Annotated in this window: 20 protein-coding genes, 1 pseudogene and 1 riboswitch; of the genes and pseudogenes, 1 reads left to right on the top strand and 20 read right to left on the bottom strand. The window is 37.7% G+C overall.

Features of this window, described 5'->3' with window-relative positions; all coding sequences use genetic code 11:
* Positions 1-174: 174 nt before the first annotated feature.
* From RV04_RS10360 to purC, 19 genes and pseudogenes are all read right to left on the bottom strand, one after another.
* The gene (locus RV04_RS10360; RefSeq protein WP_071858391.1) at positions 175-1152 is read right to left on the bottom strand and encodes an alpha-ketoacid dehydrogenase subunit beta; all 978 of its coding nucleotides are present in this window, start codon (positions 1150-1152) and stop codon (positions 175-177) included.
* A gap of 2 nt (positions 1153-1154) precedes the next feature.
* Positions 1155-2264 (bottom strand): pyruvate dehydrogenase (acetyl-transferring) E1 component subunit alpha, encoded by a 1110-nt coding sequence (gene pdhA, locus RV04_RS10355; RefSeq protein WP_071858390.1) that lies wholly within the window; start codon positions 2262-2264, stop codon positions 1155-1157.
* A 388-nt stretch (positions 2265-2652) separates the two neighbouring features.
* A complete protein-coding gene (gene mgtA, locus RV04_RS10350; protein ID WP_071858395.1) occupies positions 2653-5259 on the bottom strand; it encodes a magnesium-translocating P-type ATPase in 2607 nt (868 codons plus the stop codon).
* A gap of 204 nt (positions 5260-5463) precedes the next feature.
* A riboswitch (M-box (ykoK) riboswitch) is annotated at positions 5464-5628 on the bottom strand.
* A 36-nt stretch (positions 5629-5664) separates the two neighbouring features.
* A pseudogene (locus RV04_RS10345) lies at positions 5665-6397 on the bottom strand (nitroreductase family protein).
* Positions 6398-6402: 5 nt separating this feature from the next.
* Positions 6403-7824, bottom strand: coding sequence for an aminotransferase-like domain-containing protein (locus RV04_RS10340; protein WP_071858389.1), 1422 nt, complete (start codon positions 7822-7824; stop codon positions 6403-6405).
* Between the two features lie 185 nt (positions 7825-8009).
* The gene (locus RV04_RS10335) at positions 8010-8522 is read right to left on the bottom strand and encodes a GNAT family N-acetyltransferase (protein WP_071858388.1); all 513 of its coding nucleotides are present in this window, start codon (positions 8520-8522) and stop codon (positions 8010-8012) included.
* Positions 8523-8598: 76 nt separating this feature from the next.
* The gene (locus RV04_RS10330) at positions 8599-8913 is read right to left on the bottom strand and encodes a hypothetical protein (protein ID WP_071858387.1); all 315 of its coding nucleotides are present in this window, start codon (positions 8911-8913) and stop codon (positions 8599-8601) included.
* Between the two features lie 150 nt (positions 8914-9063).
* A complete protein-coding gene (locus tag RV04_RS10325; RefSeq protein WP_071858386.1) occupies positions 9064-10113 on the bottom strand; it encodes a PTS sugar transporter subunit IIC in 1050 nt (349 codons plus the stop codon).
* A gap of 149 nt (positions 10114-10262) precedes the next feature.
* The gene (gene guaC, locus RV04_RS10320; protein ID WP_071858385.1) at positions 10263-11240 is read right to left on the bottom strand and encodes a GMP reductase; all 978 of its coding nucleotides are present in this window, start codon (positions 11238-11240) and stop codon (positions 10263-10265) included.
* Between the two features lie 124 nt (positions 11241-11364).
* Complete coding sequence (locus RV04_RS10315) at positions 11365-11793, bottom strand: DUF3788 family protein (protein WP_071858384.1); 429 nt, start codon at positions 11791-11793, stop codon at positions 11365-11367.
* A 219-nt stretch (positions 11794-12012) separates the two neighbouring features.
* A complete protein-coding gene (gene purD, locus RV04_RS10310) occupies positions 12013-13263 on the bottom strand; it encodes a phosphoribosylamine--glycine ligase (RefSeq protein WP_071858383.1) in 1251 nt (416 codons plus the stop codon).
* A gap of 16 nt (positions 13264-13279) precedes the next feature.
* On the bottom strand, positions 13280-14812 hold the full coding sequence (gene purH / locus RV04_RS10305) for a bifunctional phosphoribosylaminoimidazolecarboxamide formyltransferase/IMP cyclohydrolase (RefSeq protein WP_071858382.1): 1533 nt from the start codon (positions 14810-14812) through the stop codon (positions 13280-13282).
* 21 nt (positions 14813-14833) lie between these two features.
* Positions 14834-15424: a phosphoribosylglycinamide formyltransferase gene (gene purN, locus RV04_RS10300; protein WP_071858381.1), complete on the bottom strand. Its 591-nt coding sequence runs from the start codon at positions 15422-15424 to the stop codon at positions 14834-14836.
* A complete protein-coding gene (purM, locus tag RV04_RS10295; protein WP_071858380.1) occupies positions 15421-16464 on the bottom strand; it encodes a phosphoribosylformylglycinamidine cyclo-ligase in 1044 nt (347 codons plus the stop codon). The genes purN and purM overlap by 4 nt, the downstream gene beginning before the upstream one ends.
* A 36-nt stretch (positions 16465-16500) precedes the next feature.
* Entirely contained in the window at positions 16501-17940 is a 1440-nt protein-coding gene (purF, locus tag RV04_RS10290) for an amidophosphoribosyltransferase (RefSeq protein WP_071858379.1), read from the bottom strand.
* Positions 17925-20144, bottom strand: a complete 2220-nt coding sequence (gene purL, locus RV04_RS10285; RefSeq protein WP_071858378.1) for a phosphoribosylformylglycinamidine synthase subunit PurL — start codon at positions 20142-20144, stop codon at positions 17925-17927. The genes purF and purL overlap by 16 nt, the downstream gene beginning before the upstream one ends.
* Positions 20141-20824, bottom strand: coding sequence for a phosphoribosylformylglycinamidine synthase subunit PurQ (purQ, locus tag RV04_RS10280; RefSeq protein ID WP_071858377.1), 684 nt, complete (start codon positions 20822-20824; stop codon positions 20141-20143). Before purQ ends, purL begins: the two co-directional genes overlap by 4 nt.
* Position 20825: 1 nt before the next feature.
* On the bottom strand, positions 20826-21080 hold the full coding sequence (gene purS, locus RV04_RS10275) for a phosphoribosylformylglycinamidine synthase subunit PurS (RefSeq protein ID WP_071858376.1): 255 nt from the start codon (positions 21078-21080) through the stop codon (positions 20826-20828).
* A 2-nt stretch (positions 21081-21082) separates the two neighbouring features.
* Positions 21083-21799 (bottom strand): phosphoribosylaminoimidazolesuccinocarboxamide synthase, encoded by a 717-nt coding sequence (purC, locus tag RV04_RS10270; protein ID WP_071858375.1) that lies wholly within the window; start codon positions 21797-21799, stop codon positions 21083-21085.
* 252 nt (positions 21800-22051) lie between these two features.
* Between purC and RV04_RS10265 the strand changes: the two genes are divergently transcribed.
* Positions 22052-22423: a hypothetical protein gene (locus RV04_RS10265; protein WP_071858374.1), complete on the top strand. Its 372-nt coding sequence runs from the start codon at positions 22052-22054 to the stop codon at positions 22421-22423.
* Positions 22424-22460: 37 nt separating this feature from the next.
* Here the strand turns inward: RV04_RS10265 and purB are convergent, their stop codons facing one another.
* Positions 22461-23756, bottom strand: a complete 1296-nt coding sequence (purB, locus tag RV04_RS10260) for an adenylosuccinate lyase (protein ID WP_071858373.1) — start codon at positions 23754-23756, stop codon at positions 22461-22463.
* Positions 23757-23783 lie beyond the last annotated feature (27 nt).

The raw sequence follows: 23783 nt of genomic DNA, 5'->3' as shown, positions 1-23783 counted from the left end.
TCTGCGATTCCTTCACCAATATCCGGTAATTTGAATTGATAAGCCATGATATTCGCTCCTTATTTTTACTAGTGTATTTATTTTTCAAAAAATAAACCGCTTGTCTCCATTATAAGTACCACTCATCAAAACACATTTAGGCTGTATTTCGACGAATGGTAACAGTAAATCAAATTAAAATGTTGCGATTTCTCGCGCTTTTGCTTCGATATCTGCTGCATTTGGTAACCAAATACCTTCAGCTTGTCCGAATGGGAAAATAGTGTCCGGAGCAGAAACACGACCGATTGGCGCTTCCAAAGAAAGGATCGCTCGTTCTGAAATCTCAGAAATAACTTGAGCAGAAACACCGGCTTGTTTTTGAGCTTCTTGAACAACAACTACACGGCCAGTTTTTTCAACTGATTTGATAATTGTTTCCACATCTAACGGAGCGACTGTACGTAAGTCAATAATTTCGGCATTGATATTGTCTTTCGCTAAATTATCGGCCGCTTTGATTGCTTCACGGACCATTGCACCATAAGTAATGATTGAGATATCACTACCTTCTTTTGTAACGGCTGCTTTATCCAACGGAACTTCATAAATTCCTTCTGGAACTTCTTCACGGAATGAACGATAAAGTTTCATATGTTCTAAGAAAACAACTGGATCATTGTTGCGGATTGAAGCGATCAATAGTCCTTTTGCATCATAAGGATTCGAAGGAATCACCACGCGTAAACCAGGTGATTGTGCCATCAAACCTTCTAAGTTGTCTGAATGAAGTTCAGGTGTATGAACACCCCCACCGAAAGGCGCACGAATTGTAATTGGTAAATTACGTGTATTCCCCATCCGATAACGTGTACGAGCCATTTGCCCTACAATTTCATCCATTGCTTCAAAAACGAAGCCAAAGAATTGGATTTCTGGAACTGGGCGAAAACCTTGTAACGCCAGTCCAAAACCAAGTCCGGCAATTCCTGATTCAGCTAAAGGCGTATCGAAAACTTGATCTTCGCCAAATTTTTCTTGAAGACCTTCTGTCGCACGGAAAACACCGCCGTTTTTACCGACATCTTCACCGAAAATTAAAACTTCTTTGTCTTTTTCAAGCATCAGAGCTAAGGCATCTGTAATTGCTTGGATCATTGTTTTTTGTGCCATGATTATTTCGACTCCTTCGCTTCATAGAATTCAACTTGTTCTTTAATATTTTGCGGTTGTACTTCATACATATTTTTCAAGAAATCAGAAACTTTTTGTTTTGGTACACGATCAGCTTCGGTAATTGCTTGTTTAATTTCTTCTTTAGTAGCTTCAATCACTTTTTCTTCTTGTTCTTCTGACCATAACCCTTTTTCAGTTAAGTATTTACGGAAACGAACTAATGGATCTTTTTTCGTCCATTCATCATCCATGTCTTTATTACGGTAACGAGTTGGATCATCACCAGATAAAGTATGGGGACCATAACGATACGTTAATGTTTCAATTAATACCGGACCATTGCCGTTGGCTGCCCATTCACGTGCTTTTTTCGAAACATAATAAACAGCTAACGGATCCATTCCATCGACTTGAATACCAGGAATTCCTGCTGCAACAGCTTTTTGAGCTAAAGTTTTAGCAGCTGTTTGTTTTTCACGTGGAGTCGAAATAGCAAAGCCATTATTTTGGATATAAAATACAGCGTTTGCATGATAGGCACCTGCAAAGTTGATTGCTTCATAAAAATCACCTTGAGATGAGCCACCATCACCAGTATAAGTAAAGACAACATTTTTACTATTACGTTTTTTCAAGCCTAATGCTACACCAGCCGCTTGTACATATTGAGCACCAATAATGATTTGAGGTGGTAAAGCCTTTAAATCTTCTGGATAATTATTTCCAGCTACGTGTCCACGAGACCATAAGAATGCTTCTTTTAATGGTAGACCATGTTTGATCAATTGTGGGACATCACGATAACCAGGTAATAAAACATCTTCTTTATCAAAAGCAAATTGACTCGCTAATTGGCTGGCTTCTTGACCGGCAGTCGGCGCAAAGAAACCTAACCGACCTTGGCGGTTCAAAGCTGTTGAGCGTTGATCCAATACTCGCGACCAAACCATTGAGGTCATTAATTCAACAAGTTCTTCATCTGACAAGTCAGGAACAAGGTTTTTATTTACTACTTTTCCATCTTCATCCAGCGCTTGATACACGGGGAAATCCGCGTTTACATCTTTTAGTAAGGCTTCAAAATCAATTGATAACTTTTTTTCTGCCATGGTGTCACACTTTCCTCTCTTAAATAAGTTAAGTTTTGTTCGTAGTGCTACAGCAAGTCAATCTGTATTATTGCTGTTGCCCCTTCCTTTCTAAAGTAGCATTTTTATATTCAATTGACAACAAACTTGCTCGCCATTTATGAAGTAATTGAAGCGTTTCACTTTTAATGGTTGTGAAATTCATTTCATTATTTTAAAAGTATTTATTTGGTCATTAATTGTTGAAAAAATCAAAAACGTACTAGATACTGATTTTAAGCTTTCTTTTGAAAACCATGAAAATAAAAGGGCCATTTATTTTGTGATTTATAATACATTGAAAAATAATTGTTACATTTTTTCACAAAAAAAAGTAACAGAAGAAGGCTATACCTTCTTCTGTTACATTTCAAATCCATTCTTTTGCAAGTTTTATATATAATACTTTTCCTAATTGGGTAGCTATCATGTAAGCAATAACGATGCCGATATACCATAACCAATAAGTGTTAGGCAAGGAAACAAAATCAAACTGAGCGGCTAATGGGCTTAAAACGACCACCGCACCAGCAACTACCGCTAATAACGAACTAATAAAAACTTGTGGTGCTGGACGGCTTTGGATAAACGGAATCTTTTTAGTCCTTACCATTAATACTACTAATGATTGCGTTGTAAGGCCGACCATGAACCAACCCGTTTGGAATAAGTTTTGCATTCCAACGGTATTTGCCCCAAAAACGCTCCACATGATCCAAAAAGTCAAAAGATCAAATATTGAACTGATTGGCCCGATACAAACGGTAAATTTTAATAAACCTCGTGTCTCCCATTTTGTTGGTACACTCAACTCTTCTTCATCTACGTTATCCCAAGGGATTGTCAATTGAGCAATATCATAAATCAGATTTTGTAATAACAATTGAATCGATAACATAGGTAGAAATGGAAGAAAGGCACTAGCAACTAAAATAGAAAACACATTTCCAAAGTTTGAACTGATCGTAATCTTAATGTATTTCATCATATTGCTGAATACACGTCGCCCTTCGATGACCCCATTTTCTAAAACGCCTAAACTTTTTTCTAATAAAATAATCGAACTAGCATCTTTCGTGATATCTGCTGCTGTATCAACTGAAATCCCGACATCCGCTTTTCTTAATGCTGGCGCATCATTGATACCATCGCCCATAAAACCCACTGTGTGGCCTTTCGTTTGGAGCGCTTCGATAATCCGTGATTTTTGCATTGGATTAAGCTTTGCAAATAAATTGGTGGTCTCTGCCGCTTGTTGCAATTCTTCTTCTGACATTTGATCCACTTGATTGCCCAAAATAAAGCTGTCTACTGGAATACCCACGTCTTGACAAACTTTTTGAGCAACAATTGCATTGTCACCGGTCAATACTTTTACCGCGACCCCATGTTGCTGCAATGATTTGATAGCTGGTTTTGCTGAAGCTTTTGCGGGATCTAAAAAGCCCATAAAGCCGACTAAGGTCATATCCTTTTCATCTTCTGTCGAATAAATGGCTTCATCATGCGCATCTCGACGAACAGCTACTGTAATGGCACGCATTCCTTGGCGATTCATTTTTTCATTGACTGCTTGTAATTCTTGCCGAATTTCTGGCGTCAGTTCCATCGTTTCACCATTAATTTCGACATATTTACAGACGGAGGCCATTTCTTCCACCGCACCTTTTGTGATCATCAATTGATGGTCATCAGCCTTCATTACCACAGTCAAGCGACGACGTGAGAAATCAAATGGAATCTCATCGATTTTTTTGACCGTTTGATAAGGTAAATGCCGTTGTTGTTCTTCAAAAAAATTGATTACCGCAATATCCATTAGGTTTTTCCAACCCGTTTGATAGCTTGAATTCATAAACGCCAAATCTAATACTTGTTCATTTTCGTTTCCTAAAGGATCTAGATGCTGAACTAAAACGACCCGGTCTTCGGTAATTGTTCCGGTTTTGTCTGTACAGAGAACATCCATACTCCCTAAATTTTGGATCGAAGCCAATTCTTTAACGATCACTTTGTGTTTAGATAACGTTAATGCCCCTTTAGCCAAGTTCGAACTTACGATCATTGGCAACATCTCAGGAGTTAATCCAACAGCCACAGCGATTGCAAAGAAGAATGCACTACTCCAATCACCTTTTGTTAAGCCGTTGATTAAGAAAACTAATGGGAATAGGACTAAAACCATCCGTAATAATAATTTGCTTACTTTGGCTAAGCCAATGTCAAACGATGTTTTACCTCGTTTTGTCGTGGCATTTTTAGCGATATCACCAAAGAAGGTTTGCTGACCTGTTTTTAAAATAATTGCTTTCCCTTGACCACTTAAAACATCCGTGCCCATAAACACAAGATTCGTTAAGTCCAATGCTGTTGTTTCTTCTGTTACTTCACGAATTTCTCTTAAGTATTTCTCAACAGGCATTGATTCTCCCGTTAACGATGATTGGTTGACGAATAAATCTTTTGTCCAAATCAAAACGGCATCTGCTGGAATCATATCGCCAGTCGCTAACGTCAAAATGTCACCAGGAACAACTTCATCCATCGGAATTTCTTTTGTTTCACCATTTCGAGTAATCGCTGCAGTATTTTCGATCATTTCTTTTAGTTCAATACTCGCTTTTTGTGAACGGTACTCTTGAATAAAAGTAATTAACACACTCGCTAAAATCATGATTGTCATTACAACCGCCGCTTCAACATCATTTGTTGCTAAAGAAACGATAGCTAATAACGCCAATACATAAACGAAAGGATCTTTAAAGGCATGTAAAAATAATAGAATCCCCGGTGTTGGTTTTTGTGCAGATACTTCATTAGGACCATATTCTTCCAAACGGCTTTGTGCATCTTCTTCAGAAAGGCCTTGCATCGAGGTACGTAAATTCAAAAATAAATCACGGTCAGATAAAAGTGCTGATTTTTTAAGTTCTTGATCCTTGTTGACTTTGCGAGCAAGAAGGTTTTTTTTGTTCATCATAGTGGTTCCTCCTAAATTTCAGGACAACCAAAGTCGCCCTACTATATTCAATTTTGGGTCGACTGTCCTCATGATCCATCTTCCTCACATCCTCTCTTTTTTAGAGCACTCTCTATGCTTTTTCTATCTTTAAAACGATTACTCCCATTAAATAGCACGCAAAAAAACGCATACTCGAAAATGAGCACACGCGAAAAATCCATCGATGTTCATCGTCGAGCTTTAGCACTATAGGGCGTAGACAGAATTTGTCAGCTACGTTATGAATCACCTTCACGATGATCCCTGTTCTACCCATTGGCGTCTCTCGACATTTTTGGGCAGTAGCCTGTGTCCATATAGGAGCCTCACCTAACAATTATTTAACTTTCATATTAACTATAAATTACTTACATAGGCCTGTCAATTATTAGAATGAAAAAATTTGTTTATTTTCAGAAATGCATCGACCTTTTTATTTGGGGAACTACTAAAATAATCTGCGAACTTCTTACTCCATCGTTTCGTCTCACGCGCTTCGGCAAATTTTTCCATCGTATCATCATACGCTTTAATTGCATTGTAATCATACTCTTGGTACGTATCATAATGAATCACTGCCGCTTCTGGAAGGCGAGGTTTGAGATTCATTTCCACGATCGGTTTTCTAATACTTAATCCAACTATCGGAAAAACTCTTTCAGGTAATTTTAGCAATGTACTTACTTTTTCGATATCTTTACGGATCGATCCTACTACCACGGACCCTAATCCTAAGGCTTCCGTTGCGATGACTGCATTTTCCAAAGCTAAAGCGGCATCCGTTACCGCCGTGATCAAAGGATCGACACTTTCTTCAATCAAATAATCGACCTGATAGTGTCGGGCTACTTTTTCAGTCCGATGCAAATCGGCAACAAAAAATTAAGAAGACCGAACTTTGGAGCATATGAGGATTTCCTGGATTCAATTCAACTAATTGCTCACGTATCTTATGGTCTTTCACAACAATAATGCTGTACATTTGACCATTCATCCAGCTAGGTGCTTGGCGGCTTGCTTGTAAAATTTGCTTTAATTGATCATCTGATAATTGATACTCTTGATCAAACTGGCGATATGATCGATGGTGCTTCATTACTTCCAATGCATCCATATTAATTACTTTCTCCTTAATTCAGTTGAAATTTTCTGTAATCTTTCAAAAAATAGTTGCTGATTTTGTTGATCCATGCGGGTATAATTTATGCGCATCGCCATCGTATCACTACTAAATAAAAACGAGGGGGCAATCAATACTTTTTGTTTAATAAATACATCCCAATCTTTCCGGGTCAACTTCTGATGTTTCCATTTTAGGTACACATACATACCACCACAAATCGTCGAAATTTCCCAATCAGCTGCAATGCATTTCGCTTGTTCTTCAAAATCAGTGGCTCTTTCTCTCAAAGTCTGAACTAACTTTTTTTGATGTGCTTCAAATTGAGGATCTTTAAGCGCTGTGTATGCGATGACTTGAGGAAAAACACTGATCGAAAAATCCATCATTTGTTTTGCTTCTGATAATCGCTGAATTAAATCTTGATCAGCTATAATCCAACCGATTTTAATTGAAGAACCAAAGATTTTTGATAACGAGCCTAAATGAATCACTTGGTGTGGGGCTAGCTCTTTTAAGGAAGCCGGAACGATTTGAAAATTCAGTTCGCTGAACACTTCATCTTCTACGATCGGTATCTGGTACTTTTGGCTGAGCGCAATTAGTTCTAAACGTCTTTTTTCAGACATCGTCGTTCCTGTCGGATTTTGAAATGTTGGATTAATAATGATTAATTTGATTTTTTTAGTCAAAATCAATTGTTCTAATTTATCGATCCGCATTCCTTGATTATCTAATTCTACTCCATAAAGTTTGATTCCAGCACTGGCAAAAATTGGCAATGAATACAAAAAAGATGGATCTTCGATAGCAACGCTATCTCCACTTTGCAGCATAACTTGAAGTAATAAAAACATTGCTTGTTGAGCTCCTGAGGTAATCAATACTTGCTCAGAAGAAACTTCAATTTTTTGTTCGCGCTTAATCCGTTCACAAATTACTTGTTGCAACGGCTGATACCCTAAAGCTCCCTGTTTTCGCTCTTCTAACAATAATTCTTCCCACGTGTAAGATGGAAAACGAAAATCTGGGATCAAACTTAATGGCAGTTCCCCAGAATAAAAATCAACCGCCGTTGGATCTGGCAGTAACTGCTGAAGTTTTTCCGCATAGGGATCCTTACGCGAGCTATCTTGAGTAAAAAAACTACGCCAATCGACGCGCGGCATCGTACTGCGCCCCCAATTTCCTTCGTTGATAAGCGTTCCGCTACCTTGCATCCTGATAACCCAACCAAGACTGACTAATTCATCTAACGCATGGACAACGGTTGATCGATTCACTTGATAAAAATCAGCCAATTTTCTTTCTGCTGGCAAATGGTCTCCAGGTTGCAACGTCCCAGCCTGAATATAGCCAATGATTTGCTCCATAATTTGCTGATAAATAGGTATTGATTTATTCTCAGTTAACGTCCACATAATTATCCCTCATTTATTATTGGATGACTTAAAGCTAACCCAATCAAACAGCACTGTCAATAAAGTTTCACAGCAAGTAACTAACAAAATAATTTTGATATTATTTTCAAAGATGCGACTCCTCTACTTTTAAATATAAAAACGAGTATCGTTCGCTCAGGATCGATACTCGTTTTTAGTGCTAATTAAATTTTCTTCTGCATAATGAAATCGATTTGCTCGTCCTCACCCATGAAAAATGAGTGCTGTCCGACTTTTTCAAAGCCCATTTTTTTATAAAATTCCATAGCAGCCAAATTGTGTTCCCAAACGCCAAGCCAAATAGAATCTTTTGATTGCTCAAGTGCTCTTTTGACTGCCAGTTCATATAGTTTTTTCCCTAATCCCTTTCGTTTAAAATCAGGATCAATATAAATTCGTTCAATTTCAAGTCCATTTTTGGCAAAAGTTTCCGTTTGCGCTGAACCGACATTTAATTTCAAATACCCAGCCACTCTAGCATTCAAATAGATAAAATAGAACTCAGAACCTTTGGTATTGATTTCATCAATTAATACTTGATCGGCATATGCTGATTTTAAATAGTTGTTTAAGTTTTCTTCGGTATTGTCTTTTCCAAAGGTATCAGTAAACGTCCGAATACCAATTTCTTGAAGTTGTTTCAAATCAGTACTATCGATTTTTTTAATTTCACTCAAAATACTATCTCCTTTGCTTTTAAAACTATTTAATCATAATAACAATTTGAAAATAGTATTTCAAAAATGATCTAATTTATTCAAATTCTATTTCTGCAATTTGTTCCTCAAAACTAACTAAAAATTCACTTTTTTCGATAAATTCCACCCAAGCTTCATAGCTTTTACGGTCTTCACCTTTTATATTCAGCGATAAAGAATTGTGAATGGTACTAATCACACCATCCCACATTTTTTCAACACTACGGTCTACTTTCCGTTCATTCCAACGCTTCGCAGGCTGTCTTTTTTGATTTTTTTCATTTTGATATTCTTTTGCACTAGCAAAAAAAGTTTCATATGCATTCGGTGCCTTTTCATCAATATATTCTTTTAACTCTTTGGGATTCATAATACCTCCAATAATTCCTTGTTTTCGTCCATAAACCATTATAGAACGAACGTTCTCTATTTGAAAGGATAACTTGACAATTTAATTAAATGGAATACATTTGCTATTTTCAAATTAACAAAGGCAAATTGAATTTATACGTATAAATTTTTAGCCTAAAAATTTAAATACATCTTCTCTATTATATAATTTCAACCCTTTTTCAAAAATAATTTGTGAAAGCAAAGCAACAGCAACTGGAATAACTAACCAACAAATCAAGTCCCAACCGATGTTTAAACCAGCATCCAAAGAAGCTAATGGCCCTACTAATCCCACTAATCCAAATCCGGCTGATCCTGGTGTTCCAGAAATAGATAATAAGGCAACAGGGACGGAGCAAATTACGGCTGTTACTATACAGGGAACTAAAATAATGGGTTTTCTAAATAGATTGGGCATCATCATTTTCATCGCTCCTAAAGCGATGGCGATGGTTATTCCTGATCTATTAACTTTCCATGAATTGACGACTAATACAATGGTTGTGGCAGCTACGCCCATAGCAGCAGCCCCAGCAGAAATACCGTTTAATTGAATCGCAGCTCCAATTGCGACTGTAGATATTGGCGAGATAATCAAAAATGCAAAAGAACAAGCAATTAAAATCGACATTAATAAAGGTTGTAACGTAGTAAAATTATTAATAATTTTTCCGATTGTTGAAGTGATTGCCGTCACATAGGGATACAGGTAAAAACCAATCGTTCCAGCTCCGACACCTACAACGATGGGTGTTAAGACGATGGCGACTGATCCAAAACGATCACCAACGAAAAGTATTAGTAAAACAGCAAGCGAAGCAGTGATCATCGTATTGATAATATCCCCCGTTCCCGCTCCAACGTAAAGTCCATTTTCACCCAAGTCAGGTGTAAACTTTACAACCCCCGAACCTACAAATGATGCTCCAGCGACCACCATCAGATTCATTGGAGAAAATTCAAACTGTAAGGCGATCAAGGCCCCGATGATCAACGGAGTAGCGATTTGAAAAATGATGGCTGATTGACCGATCGTAGTAGCTAGACGATACTGGCTAAGATATTTTAAAACCCCAACTAATACGGCATTAGGAATCAAACCAATAATGACTCCCGTCGCTGTACCTGCCAGAATTTTATTCACAAAAACTTTCGACATCACTTTTTGTTTTTTCATAAAAAATTAACCACCTTTTAATAAATTGTTAAAGTAAATTAAAACACAAACTTTATTTTTTTGCCACCATATTTTTAATCTTTTTTTAATAAAAAAAAAGACCCCATATACCATGAGGTCTGTAAAAATATAAAAAATGAAAATTCCTGTTAAATTGTATCACCATTAAAAATAGAATTTTTTACCACGACGTAATCAACTTTTTGTAATGCTTCGATGTCTTTGCCGCCAGCATAAGAAATCGATGATTGTAGGTCTTGCTGCATTTCGACTAAGGTATCTTTTAATGAACCTTTGTAAGGAATCCAGATTTTCTTTCCTTCAACGTTCTTCTTCTCACCTTTTTGGAATTCAGAAGCACTACCAAAGTATTCTTTATAAAATACACCGTCTTCAACCATTGTTTCACCAGGTGACTCTTCATGACCTGCAAATAGTGAACCGATCATGATCATTGTCGCGCCGAATCGAATTGATTTAGCAATATCACCATGTGTACGGATGCCCCCATCTGCAATGATTGGTTTACGTGCTGCTTTGGCACACCAACTTAAGGCGGCCAATTGCCAGCCACCAGTACCAAAACCTGTTTTAATTTTTGTGATACATACTTTTCCCGGTCCAATGCCGACTTTTGTTGCATCAGCACCCGCATTTTCTAATTCTCTTACCGCTTCAGGCGTTCCAACATTTCCAGCAATCACGAACGTTTCTGGTAAGTGAACTTTGATATGTTTGATCATATTGATCACAGCATCAGAATGACCGTGAGCGATATCAATCGTGATAAAATCTGGATTTAATTTTTCTGCTGCTAATTGTTTAACGAAATCATATTCGTATTCTTTCACCCCGACACTGATTGAAGTGAATAAGCCACGCGATTGCATTTTCTTGATGAAGGGAATTCTTTCTTCTTCATAAAAACGATGCATAATATAGAAGTAACCATTTTCTGCCAAAAATTCTGCGATCGTTTCATCAATAATCGTTTGCATGTTAGCTGGTACCACTGGCATCTTAAATGTAAATTTTCCTAATTGAACCGTTGTGTCGCATTCTGAACGACTATCAACAATACACTTATTTGGAATCAATTGAATATCTTCATAATCAAATACTTTCATAATGGCCTCCAATAAATAAAAATAAAAAAACATAAGGCGCTATCGCCCTATGTAATTTACAACATATTCAGACAAAAATCAAGGCCATTCGGCATAATTTTAGAACAAACACGAACATTATGTACTAAACGACAGGATTACGTAATTTTTTAGCTTGTAAACTTATTAAAAAGATAACATCTTCCATCTCTTCTTCATTGGTTACTTTCATTTCGATCTGTTGGGTATTTTCGGTAACTTCTTCAAATTTTTCTTTGAATTCTAACGACATGACTTGAACCATCGGAGTTAAATACTTAATACCAAAATCAGGAAAAGGTGTAACGACTGAAAAATAATCTTTATGAATTTTAATTCGACATAATAATCCTTCTGATTGCTTAATCACTAACTGCCAACCAACGTGTTTCTGGAAAATATATTTGATTTCAGGATCGTAATGGCGAATTACTTGGGCCAATAGAATTTTTAGATATTGTGAGTTGGGTAAACCAGAGAATATCTCTTGTAATTCACGTGTTTCATTATTTGTTCTGGAATGGTCGCTTTTCATGGTTTTCACCTCTTTCACTCCATTTTTTTACAAAATAGCCTTAACTATTGTATACACTTATATAAATAATTTCCACCCTTTTTTTTCATTTTTAATATTTTTTTCTAACTATTTTTTCATTTTTAGTTTACCATTTTTAAACACGACTGTCATTTTTTCGACTTCAACTTTTTAACCTAAAAAAAAAGAGAGCAATCAGTAATTGCTCTCTTGCTAGTATTAAATTAAGGCCTTAGTACCAATATCTTTCCGATAAAAATAATTAGCAGTATCTACTTCCGCCAACTTTTGGTAAGCTTTCAGTTGTGCCTCAGCTAATGAATCAGCCTCAGTTACAACAGAAAAAACGCGTCCACCAGAGGCTATTAAGCGATTTTTATCAGCCGAAACTCCGGCATAGTAAACTTTAGTTTCTTGATCAAATTCTGGTAAAACCATTCCTTTTTTATAATCATTCGGATAACCTTCTGCAGCTAAAACAACCCCGACTACTGTCTTTTTACTCCATGTCAATTCTGGGTCATACCCATTAAATAAATCTTCGATTACCTGGACTAAATCACTTGTTAATCTTGGTAACACAACTTGTGTTTCTGGATCTCCAAAACGTGCATTAAATTCGATGACTTTCGGTCCTTCTGTAGTGACAATCAATCCAGCATAAAGGATCCCGGTAAAAGGTGTCTTATTAGCAACCATTCCTTTAGCAGCAGGTTTTAATACTTCTTCTACTGCTTGGGCGACTATTGAGTCTGAGATCTGCGGAACAGGAGAATATGCGCCCATTCCACCGGTATTCGGACCACGATCACCATCGAACGCACGTTTATGATCTTGGGCGATTACCATTGGATAAACTTTTTCATTTTTTACAAATGCTAATAACGAAAATTCCTCTCCTGCTAAAAATTCTTCAATCACTATTTTATTTCCACTCGCTCCAAAACGATGATCTGTCAACATGTCTTTTAGCGCTTGAAACGCTTCAACTTCTGTCTGTGCAACTACTACCCCTTTACCTGCAGCTAGACCGTCGGCTTTAATAACAATCGGGACCCCGACTTCTTTTATATAATTACTTGCCTGTTCAAAGTTATCAAATGTACGATAAGCTGCTGTTGGAATATCATTTTGATCCATTATTTTTTTAGCGAATTCTTTTGATCCTTCAATCATCGCCGCCGCTTTATTCGGACCAAATATTTTTAGGCCTGCTGACTGAAATTCATCGACGATCCCATTCAATAATGGAATTTCAGGCCCCACAAATGTCCAATCAATGTTATTGTCTTTAGCAAACAGGATTAACGCTGAATGATTACTTTCTGGAATATCAACAAGTTGAATACCGTCTTTTTCCATCCCAGGATTTCCTTTTGCACAATAGACTGTGGTCACTTTCGGACTTGCCAACATTTTTTTAGCAATCGCGTGTTCACGCCCACCACTGCCGATAATTAGTAACTTCATTTATCTCTCCTGCCTATCAATGTCTAAAATGACGAACCTTTGTAAAGACCATCGCTACACCGTATTTATCTGCCATATCAATAGACTCTTGATCACGAATGCTTCCCCCTGGTTGAATAATCGCCTTGATACCGTGTTGTGCCGCATATTCAACACTATCATTCATTGGAAAATAGGCATCACTAGCAAGAACCGCTCCGTCCATTTGATCTTTTGCCTGTTCCAATGCGATTTTCACTGAACCTACGCGATTCATCTGGCCCGCACCAATTCCAAGGGTTTGTTTTTCATTTGCTATAACAATAGCATTTGATTTGACATGTTTGACGGCTTTCCATGCAAATGCTAATGCTTCTAACTCTTTTTCTGACGGTTGACGTTTAGTGACTACTTGCCATTCACTTGGAAGCTCAGCAATAATGTCTTGCTCTTGAACTAAAAGACCACCTAAAACAGAGACTACCTCGGGCGTTTGCTGATGTTCATCGGAAAAAGCTAGTGTCAATAAGCGGACATTTTTCTTCTTGGCCAATAGTTCAAACGCTGCTTTTTCAAAGCTTGGTGCAATGATAATCTCTAAGAATAATTTATGCATTTCTTGAGCAGTCGTTAAGTCAATTGCTCGGTTTGCGACTAACACACCCCCAAAAATTGATACGGGATCAGCTTCATAGGCAAATTGATAAGCCTCTGAAATCGTCGATCCACTACCGATGCCACATGGATTCATATGTTTAAGCGCAACAACCGTTGGTTCAGTATATTCTCGGACAATGCGGAGCGCTGCATCTGCATCTTTAATATTATTATAGGAAAGTTCTTTTCCATGTAATTGATGAGCACTAGCAATCGAATACGGAGTAGGTACTGCCGATTGATAAAAGGAAGCCCTTTGATGACTATTTTCTCCATAGCGCAATGTTTGTTTCAGATCATAGGTCAACGTTAGCTTTTCTGGCTCGACTTCAGCCACTAAATCAGTTAAATATTCGGCAATCACCGCATCGTAAGCCGCGGTGTGTCGAAAAACTTTCGCAGCCAATCGTTTACGAGTAGCAAGTGTCGTCTGTTGTTCATTTTCTATTTCAGCTAAAACTAATGCATAATCACTTGGATCAACTACTACTGTAACTGCTGTAAAGTTTTTAGCTGCTGAACGCAACATGCTCGGTCCACCAATGTCGATGTTCTCAATCGCTTCTTCTTCAGTCACTTCTACTTTAGAAATGGTTTCCTTAAAAGGATAGAGATTGACACAAATGTAATCGATGGCTTGAATATCATGCTCTTTCATCGCTGCTTGATGACTTGAAAGATCTCTTCTACCTAACAATCCACCATGGATTTTAGGATGCAATGTTTTCACACGTCCATCCATCATTTCTGGGAACCCCGTCACTTGATCGATACTTAAAGTCGGGATAGCTGCTTCATCTAAGATTTTTTTTGTTCCACCGGTTGAAACGATCTCGATTCCCGCTTGGATTAGTCCTTGGGCAAATGCTACAACACCTGTTTTATCTGACACACTGATCAATGCTCTTGTCATCAATGACACTCCTTATTTACGCTAGTCTTTTTTGCTAGTTGCTTTCTTTAAATCTTTGATTACCTTCGCTAAAACTTTCGGATACAATTCATGTTCCGCTTGATGAATCTTTAGTTCTAATGTTTCTAAACTCTCTCTTGGATCAAGAGTCACTTTTTCTTGGGCAATGATCGGACCCGTATCCACACCATGATCGATATAATGAATCGTAACGCCGGTTTCCTTAACTCCGGCTTGATACGCATCATTGATTCCATGTAAACCAGGAAATGCTGGCAGCAACGACGGATGGACATTTATAATTTTTTTAGGAAAAGCTTCGAGTAATCCGTCACCCACAATTCGCATGTAACCTGCTAAAACCACTAAGTCGATCTCATAAGTCTTTAGCAACTTAAGTAAAGCTTCCTCATAGGCTTTTTTATTAGGAAAGTTTTTCAATCCAAATGTCTCTGTTGGAATCGAAAAATTTTTCCCTCGTTCTAAAACATAAGCATCCTGATGATCAGAAAAAAGCAATGCTAATTCGGCTTCAATATGTCCTGTTTCAACGGCTTGAGCAATTGCTTCAAAATTTGAGCCATTCCCTGAAGCTAACACAGCAAATCTCATCGAATCGCCTCATTAAAAGTAATCGATGATGCTTGTTTATCAACAATACGGCCGATAGTGTAATAACTTTCTCCCCGTTTAGCTAGATCGGCTTTCACTGTTGCTAATTTTTCTGGTGACACCGCTATTACCATACCGATACCCATATTAAAGATTTCGTACATTTCCAGCTCAGTAATTTCTCCATATTTTTCTAAGGCTTTGAAGATTGGTAAAATCGGCCACGTATCCAAATCAATTTCACATGCATATTTTTCTGGCAACATTCGCGGGAGATTCTCAACAAATCCACCACCAGTGATATGGGCGATACCATTAATCAAGTTTTGTTTAATCAATGGTAAAACAGCAGCCACGTATATTCGGGTGGGTTCTAAAAGTTCTTCACCTAACGGACGGTTTAATTCTGGTAATTCTTCTACAATAGAAAATTTTTGTTTTTCAAAAAATATTTTGCGTACTAAAGAATAACCATTCGAATGAATCCCCGATGAAGGTAAACCAATTAAAAGATCTCCCGTTTGAATAGTATCTCCCGTTATCAATTGTTCCTTTTCTGCCAAGCCAACGGAAAAGCCGGCTAAATCATAATCATTTCCTGTATACATTCCCGGCATTTCGGCTGTCTCGCCACCAATCAAAGCGGCTCCTGCTTGAACACAGCCTTCAGCAACCCCCGCTACTACTTGCTCTAACCGTGTAGGAATAGTTTTCCCTGTTGCGATATAGTCTAAAAAATACAACGGCTCCGCTCCTTGTGCTACGATATCGTTAACACACATAGCAACACAATCTATGCCAATTGTATCGTGCTTATCTGCTTCAATGGCAACCATTAATTTTGTTCCGACACCATCGGTCCCAGAAACCAATACAGGCTGTTTCAACTTAAATTCACTAAGATCAAAACACCCCCCAAAACCTCCAATTGCCCCCATCATTCCTAAACGAGTTGTTTTCTTCACGTGTTTTTTGATTCTTTCTACCACTTCATAACCAGCATCAACATCGACACCAGCTTTCGAATATGCATTTGCCACTGAACTATCTCCTTTTTATAGTTTTCAAAAAAACTTTTAAACGAACGATACTTTTTCTTCCAATGTAGCTTGATATTGTTTTTCGTAGTCATAAAGCGGTGTAGGATAATCTCCATTGAAATACGCCATGCATAAACCCGAGTATGGCGCATCAAAATTCAAGCCTATCGCATCGATCAATCCATCTTCACTTAGAAAAGATAATGAATCTGCACCAATCAAAGATTTTATTTCATCGATCGAATGATTCGCGGCGATCAATTCCCGGCGTGTTTGGATATCGATTCCATAAAAGCAAGGGTATTTCAATGGTGGTGATGCAATCCGAACATGGACTTCTTTTGCGCCTGCGTCTTTTAAAAGACTCACGATACGACGACTAGTTGTTCCTCGAACAATCGAATCATCCACCATGATCACTCGCTTGCCTTCGACAACCCCACGAACAGCAGATAGCTTCATTCGTACTCCCTGTTCTCTCAATTCTTGTGTTGGTTGAATGAAGGTACGGGCAATGTATTGATTTTTTACTAAACCCATTTCATATGGAATATTGGATTGTTCAGCATAACCACTTGCTGCTGATAATGAGGAGTTCGGAACACCTACTACCATATCTGCTTCAACGGGCGCTTCTTGGGCTAAAATTTTCCCCATTTTTTTTCTTGCACTATGAACATTGATACCGGCGATATTCGAGTCTGGTCGTGCAAAGTAAATATATTCCATTGAACAAATGGCTGGTTGAGTTTTTGATGTAAATGATTCAATAGTCAATCCCCCATCAGCGATCGTAATCATTTCACCTGGTTGAACGTCCTGAATAAATTTGGCTCCTACTACTTCTAATGCACAAGTTTCTGATGCAACGACATAAGCCCCATTGACCATTTGTCCAATCGACAACGGACGAAAGCCATTTGGATCCAAAGCAGCTACCATTGACTTTTCAGTTAACATCAAATAAGCAAAGCCACCTTTAACCGTATTTAATGCTTCCTTCATCCGTTCACATAACGTAGCCTTGGTACTCCTACGGATAAGGTGCATCAAAATTTCTGTATCAGAATTTGAATGAAAAATAGCACCACTTTGTTCTAATTCTTTCCTTAAACTTTTAGCATTTGTTAAATTGCCATTATGAGCTAAGGCGAAATCACCATCATAGAAGTTAAAAAGAAAGGGCTGAATATTATCAACACTACCGCTACCAGCAGTAGCATAACGAACATGGCCAATCGCTGCATTTCCTGTTAAATGACTCAATTGGCGTTCATCTTTAAAGACCTCAGATAGTAATCCTAAGCCACGAGTTCCGTTTAGTTTTCCGTGATCATTGCTGACGATACCAGCTCCTTCTTGGCCGCGATGTTGCAAACTGTGTAAGCCAAAATAAGTGACCGTTGCAGCATCTTGATGACCCCAAATTCCGAAGACTCCACATTCTTCATTTAAACTTTTTACTTCATTAAACATGGAATGGCTTCCTCCCAAACTTCCTTTGCCTGCACCGTTTCTACTTCAATCGTTTGTCCTTCAGCGATGATTTTCAATATTTTTGAATCGGTTACTTTACCTACTTGTTGCGCACCATTGCCCATCAAATGTTCAAAAATTGATTGATTATCTGGTCTAATAGATATCACAAAGCGGGACTGAGTCTCAGCAAAAAGATGTTCAGGCGGCATTGCTAACGATACTTCTATTCCAAGCTCGTTAGTGAAAGCCGCTTCGGCTAACGCAATTGCCAATCCCCCTTCTGAGCAATCATGAGCACTTGCAACTAAGCCCGCTTTGATGGCGGAAAGAACTAAGTCTTGATGATATTTCTCTGTTTTAAGATCAAAGTCCATTAATGAGCCTTCAATTTTATTTTTTTGCATTTTTTGAATTTCACTACCATGAAAATCTGCTTCTGTTTTTCCGATTACATAGATCAAGTCACCCGCTTGTTTGAATCCTTGAGTTGTAATATGAGCTAAGTCTTCAATTAAACCAACCATGCCGATCATGGGTGTAGGATAAATTGCTTTGCCATTGGTTTCGTTGTACATCGACACATTTCCTGATATTACGGGTGTATCAAATGTACGACAAGCTTCAGCTATACCATCAGCAGAAGTCCATAATTCCCAAAATCCTTCTGGCTTTTCAGGCGAGCCATAATTCAAACAATCTGTGATTGCTAAAGGTCTCCCACCTGAGGCAACGATATTACGTGCTGCTTCAGCAACTGCTATTTGTCCCCCAATCTCAGGATTCAAGTATAAATAGCGAGCATTGCAATCTGTTGTCATCGCTAAAGCTTTTTTTGTTCCGCGAACGCGTAGAACGGCTGCATCACTACCAGGACGAACGACAGTATTTGTGCGTACTTGTGAATCATAGGTTTCATAAATCATTTTTTTCGAAGCAATCGTTGGCTGTTTTAATAATGCTAATAGCGTTTCTGTCGCATTTTCAACCTCTGGAATAAATTTTTCCATTTCTGCAAATTCTTTTATACGAATAGGAACTTGACGTGCATTTTCGTAAACTGGTGCATCCTCCGCTAAGGCATCCACGGGAAGATTGGCAACCTCTATGCCTTGATGATACAAACGATACAATCCATCATCTGTTACTTTTCCGATTGTTACAGCATCTAATTCATACCGATCAAATAATTCGATGACTTCTGCTTCATGTCCTTTTTCTACACAAATCAGCATCCGTTCCTGTGATTCAGAAAGCATCATTTCATAAGGTGTCATACCAGTCTCACGTTGTGGTACGTCATCCAGATATAGCTTTAGACCTGTACCGGCTTTTGAAGCCATTTCTGAACTAGAAGAAACAAGTCCTGCTGCGCCCATGTCTTGAATACCCACTAAAAGATCCGAATGTTCCAAAATCAATTCTAAGCACGCTTCCAATAATAATTTCTCCATAAATGGGTCACCTACTTGGACTGCGGAACGCTGTTGTTCTTCTCCTTCTACAAATTCTTCCGAAGCAAATGTAGCTCCATGAATCCCGTCGCGTCCTGTTTTCGCCCCGACATACATGATTGAATTACCTACACCTTTAGCCTGCCCTTTTTGGATGTCTTTATGATCAATCAACCCAACACACATTGCATTCACTAAAGGATTGCCTTCGTAACAAGCATCAAAAGCTACTTCTCCCCCAACCGTCGGAATACCAATACAATTTCCATAACCACTGATTCCTGCGACGATTTCTTCTAATAAATATTTTGTTCGAGAAGTATTTAATTCTCCAAATCGCAATGAATCCAATAGCGCAATGGGCCGTGCACCCATGCTAAAAATATCACGAATGATCCCGCCAACACCGGTAGCTGCACCTTCATACGGTTCGACCGCGGATGGATGATTATGGCTTTCTGCTTTGAAAACAACTGCCTGTCCATCACCGATATCAATAATACCAGCCCCTTCACCTGGTCCTTGTAATACTTGAGTTCCTGATGTTGGAAACTTTCGTAGGACGGGTTTCGAATTTTTATAGGAACAATGTTCACTCCACATAACTGAGAAGAGTCCTGTCTCTGTATAATTTGGCAAACGTCCCAAGATTTCCTCTGAAATCATTTGATATTCGGCATCGGACAAACCCCAGCTAGCATATATGCGTTGCTCTTTGATTTCTTCAGCAGTTGGTTCTACTTTCATCATTGATTTGCAGTCACCTTTCTAAAATTATTTATTATTGAAGCAAAGAATTGCTTTCCATCTTCAGAACCCAAAATTGCTTCCATCGCTCGTTCTGGATGCGGCATCATCCCCAAGACATTTCCAGCTTTATTAATGATTCCTGCAATAGATTCAACACTACCATTAATATTTTTACCCTCATAAGTAAAAACAATTTGATTGTTTTCTTTTAGCTCAGCAAGAGTTGCTTGATCACAATAATAATTGCCTTCTCCATGCGCAACTGGAAGATAAATAATTTCATCCGTCTCATATTCAGAGGTAAATGTTGTTTGATTATTCAAAACACGGATCGGTGTGTTCTTACTAATAAATTTCAGCGAATCATTTTTTCGCAACGCGCCTGGCAAAAGACCTGTTTCAGTCAAAATCTGAAATCCATTACACGTACCAAAAACTGGTTTCCCTTCCTCAGCAAAACGAATAACCTCTGTCATGATCGGAGCAAAACGTGCGATCGCACCACAACGTAAATAATCACCATAGGAAAAACCACCAGGCAATAATACGCCATCAAAATCCACCAAACTATTTTCGTCGTATCGTACGTACTCACATTCAACCCCCATAACTTCTTTCATTGCCCAATACAAATCTAAATCACAATTTGATCCTGGAAAAACAATCACAGCAAATTTCATCTCAAACTTCCTCCATTGTGACTATCTCGTAGCGATAGGTTTCCATATTGACGTTTGCTAATAATTTGTCACAAATTTCTTCAACCGTTTCTTCAATTGAGCGATGACTATTTTCTATTTTAAGTTCAAAATATTTTCCAATCCGTACTTCTTCGATCTCTTCAAATCCTAAACGATGAACAGCGCCCTTGACAGCTTCTCCTTGAGGATCTAAAACAGAATCCTTATATGTCACATAAACTTTTACAAAATACATCGTTATTTCCCTCGCTTTTCTAATCGATTTAATACTTCTTGGTAAACCGGTACGATATCACCTAAGTCGCGACGATAAATATCTTTATCCAAATGTTCATTCGTTTTTTTATCCCATAAGCGGCATGTATCTGGAGAAATTTCATCAGCTAATAAAATAGTGCCATCTTTTTGACGTCCAAATTCTACTTTAAAATCAATCAATACGATCTCAATAGAATCAAATAATTCTTTTAATGCTTGATTGATTTTTAAGGCTAATTGGCGTAATTGCTCTAATTCTTGATCAGAAGCCAAACCTAAATACGTGATATGTGCATCAATCACCATAGGGTCATCTAATGAATCATCTTTGTAATAGAACTCAATAATTGGTTGATCGAGGATCTTTCCTTCAGCAATTCCTAAACGCTTTGAAAAACTTCCTGCAGCTACATTCCGAACAACTACTTCCAATGGAATAATTGCTAAAGATTGAATCAATTGTTCAGTGGACGATACTCTTTTGATAAAATGATTGTTTATCCCTTTTGTTTTTAAAAAGTCAAACACATATGCTGTAATCTGATTGTTAAGTTCGCCTTTTCCATTTATCTGATCTTTTTTCACACCGTTTAATGCTGTTGCTTGGTTCAAGTATTCTGCCCATACAACTGCTGAATCATTCGTTCTAAAAAGTTTTTTCGCTTTACCTTCATAGAACAAAGTCCCTTTTACCACAATTTATCGCCCCTTTTAATAAATGTTGACTAATCCAAGTCTAAAAATACCTCATTCGCTCTTTTCATTTTCAGTGTAACAACCTCAAAATAGCTTTTCAACAAAAATCGTACATTTTTAACATTAAATACATTTAATGTTCGTATTTTTTCGTTTAGTTAAAAAATTATTTTCCTTTTTAAAAGATAACGTTTACAATTATTTGAATTGGTGTTATATTTATCTCGAAAGAATTTAACGGAGGAATTGCTTATGCCAGATGCATCTTTAACAGCTCATAAATATCTTAGTTCTATGAGTAAACGTGATCAACAACAGTTATTTAACACTTTGATAGGTTTAGATGCTACACATTGTTTGAACTGCAATACTAGTTTTTATTCTTATCGAAACTTAAAAAAGATTTTTCGGTCAAAAAAATCCCAAGAAATGCAATCAGTGCTTTTTGTCAACGAGCGTGATGAAAAATTAGTGATCAAACAGTTCAAAGATTCTACTTTTCTAAAAAATTCTTATCGTATTGAAGTACTGATTAATAATGAGCTTTATGATTATCATTTGATTGATGAACTTCTCGTTCAATTAAACCAACAATTTTGCGAAAATACTTTCTCATATGCCTAACAAAAAAACTCTTGCCGCTGGCAAGAGTTTTTTCTTTTTATTTGATTCCAATACGATCAAAAATTGCATCTACGTTTTTCAAATGATAGTTGTAGTCAAATGCATCATCCAATTCTGAGTCAGTTAAAACTGTGGTAATTTTTTCATCTTCTTCTAATAGCGGTCGGAATTGTTTTTGATGATCCCAGGCATAGGCAGTCTTTGGTTGAACCAAATCATAGGCTTCTTCACGCGTCATTCCCTTATCGATCAATTTCAACATCACACGTTGACTATAAATCAAACCATAAGTCGCTTGCATATTACGCTTCATATTTTCAGGGAAAACAGTCAAATTTTTAACAATATTTCCAAAGCGATGAAGCATATAGTCAACTAATATCGTAGTGTCTGGAGTAATGATTCGCTCAGCAGATGAGTGAGAAATATCTCGTTCATGCCACAAGGCAACATCTTCAAAGGCGGTAATCAAATGCCCGCGAACTACTCGAGCTAGACCTGTCATATTTTCTGAACCGATTGGATTACGTTTATGAGGCATTGCCGATGAACCTTTTTGACCTTTTGCAAAAAACTCTTCTACTTCTCTCGTTTCAGACTTTTGTAAGCCTCGGATTTCTGTTGCAAAACGTTCAATCGATGTTGCGATCAACGCTAAGCTTGAGAAATATTCTGCGTGCAGATCTCGTGGTAACACTTGAGTAGAAATCTCTTGCGGACGAATACCTAATTTTTCACAAACATATTCTTCAACAAACGGTGGTATATTAGCAAATGTCCCTACAGCTCCTGAGATTTTTCCAGCTTCTACCCCTTTTGCCGCATGTTCAAAACGTTCGATATTTCGTTTCATCTCTGAGTACCAAGTCGCTAATTTTAATCCAAACGTTGTCGGCTCTGCATGAACACCATGTGTCCGCCCCATCATCACCGTATACTTATGTTCTTTGGCTTTTTCACCAATGATTGTCAAAAATTCTTGTAGATCTTGGCGTAAAATATCATTTGCTTGTTTATAAAGATAACCATAGGCTGTATCCACTACATCCGTACTAGTCAATCCATAATGGACCCATTTGCGTTCCTCGCCCAGCGTTTCAGAAACAGCACGAGTAAAGGCCACAACGTCATGTCTCGTTGATTGTTCGATTTCTAAAATGCGATCAATATCAAAGCCTGCATTCGCACGAATTCTCTCTACGTCTTCTTTAGGTATTTCACCTAACTCTGCCCAAGCTTCATCCGCTAAAATTTCAACTTCTAACCAAGCTTTATAACGATTTTCGTCACTCCAAATATTTCCCATTTCTGCTCTTGTATATCGCGTTAACATGACAATCCCCTTTTTATAAAAGATAAA

Origin of the sequence: Enterococcus hermanniensis (genome assembly GCF_001885945.1) — a bacterium.
Classification (GTDB): Bacteria; Bacillota; Bacilli; order Lactobacillales; family Enterococcaceae; genus Enterococcus_A; species Enterococcus_A hermanniensis.
This window is presented reverse-complemented; position numbering and strand designations above follow the sequence as displayed.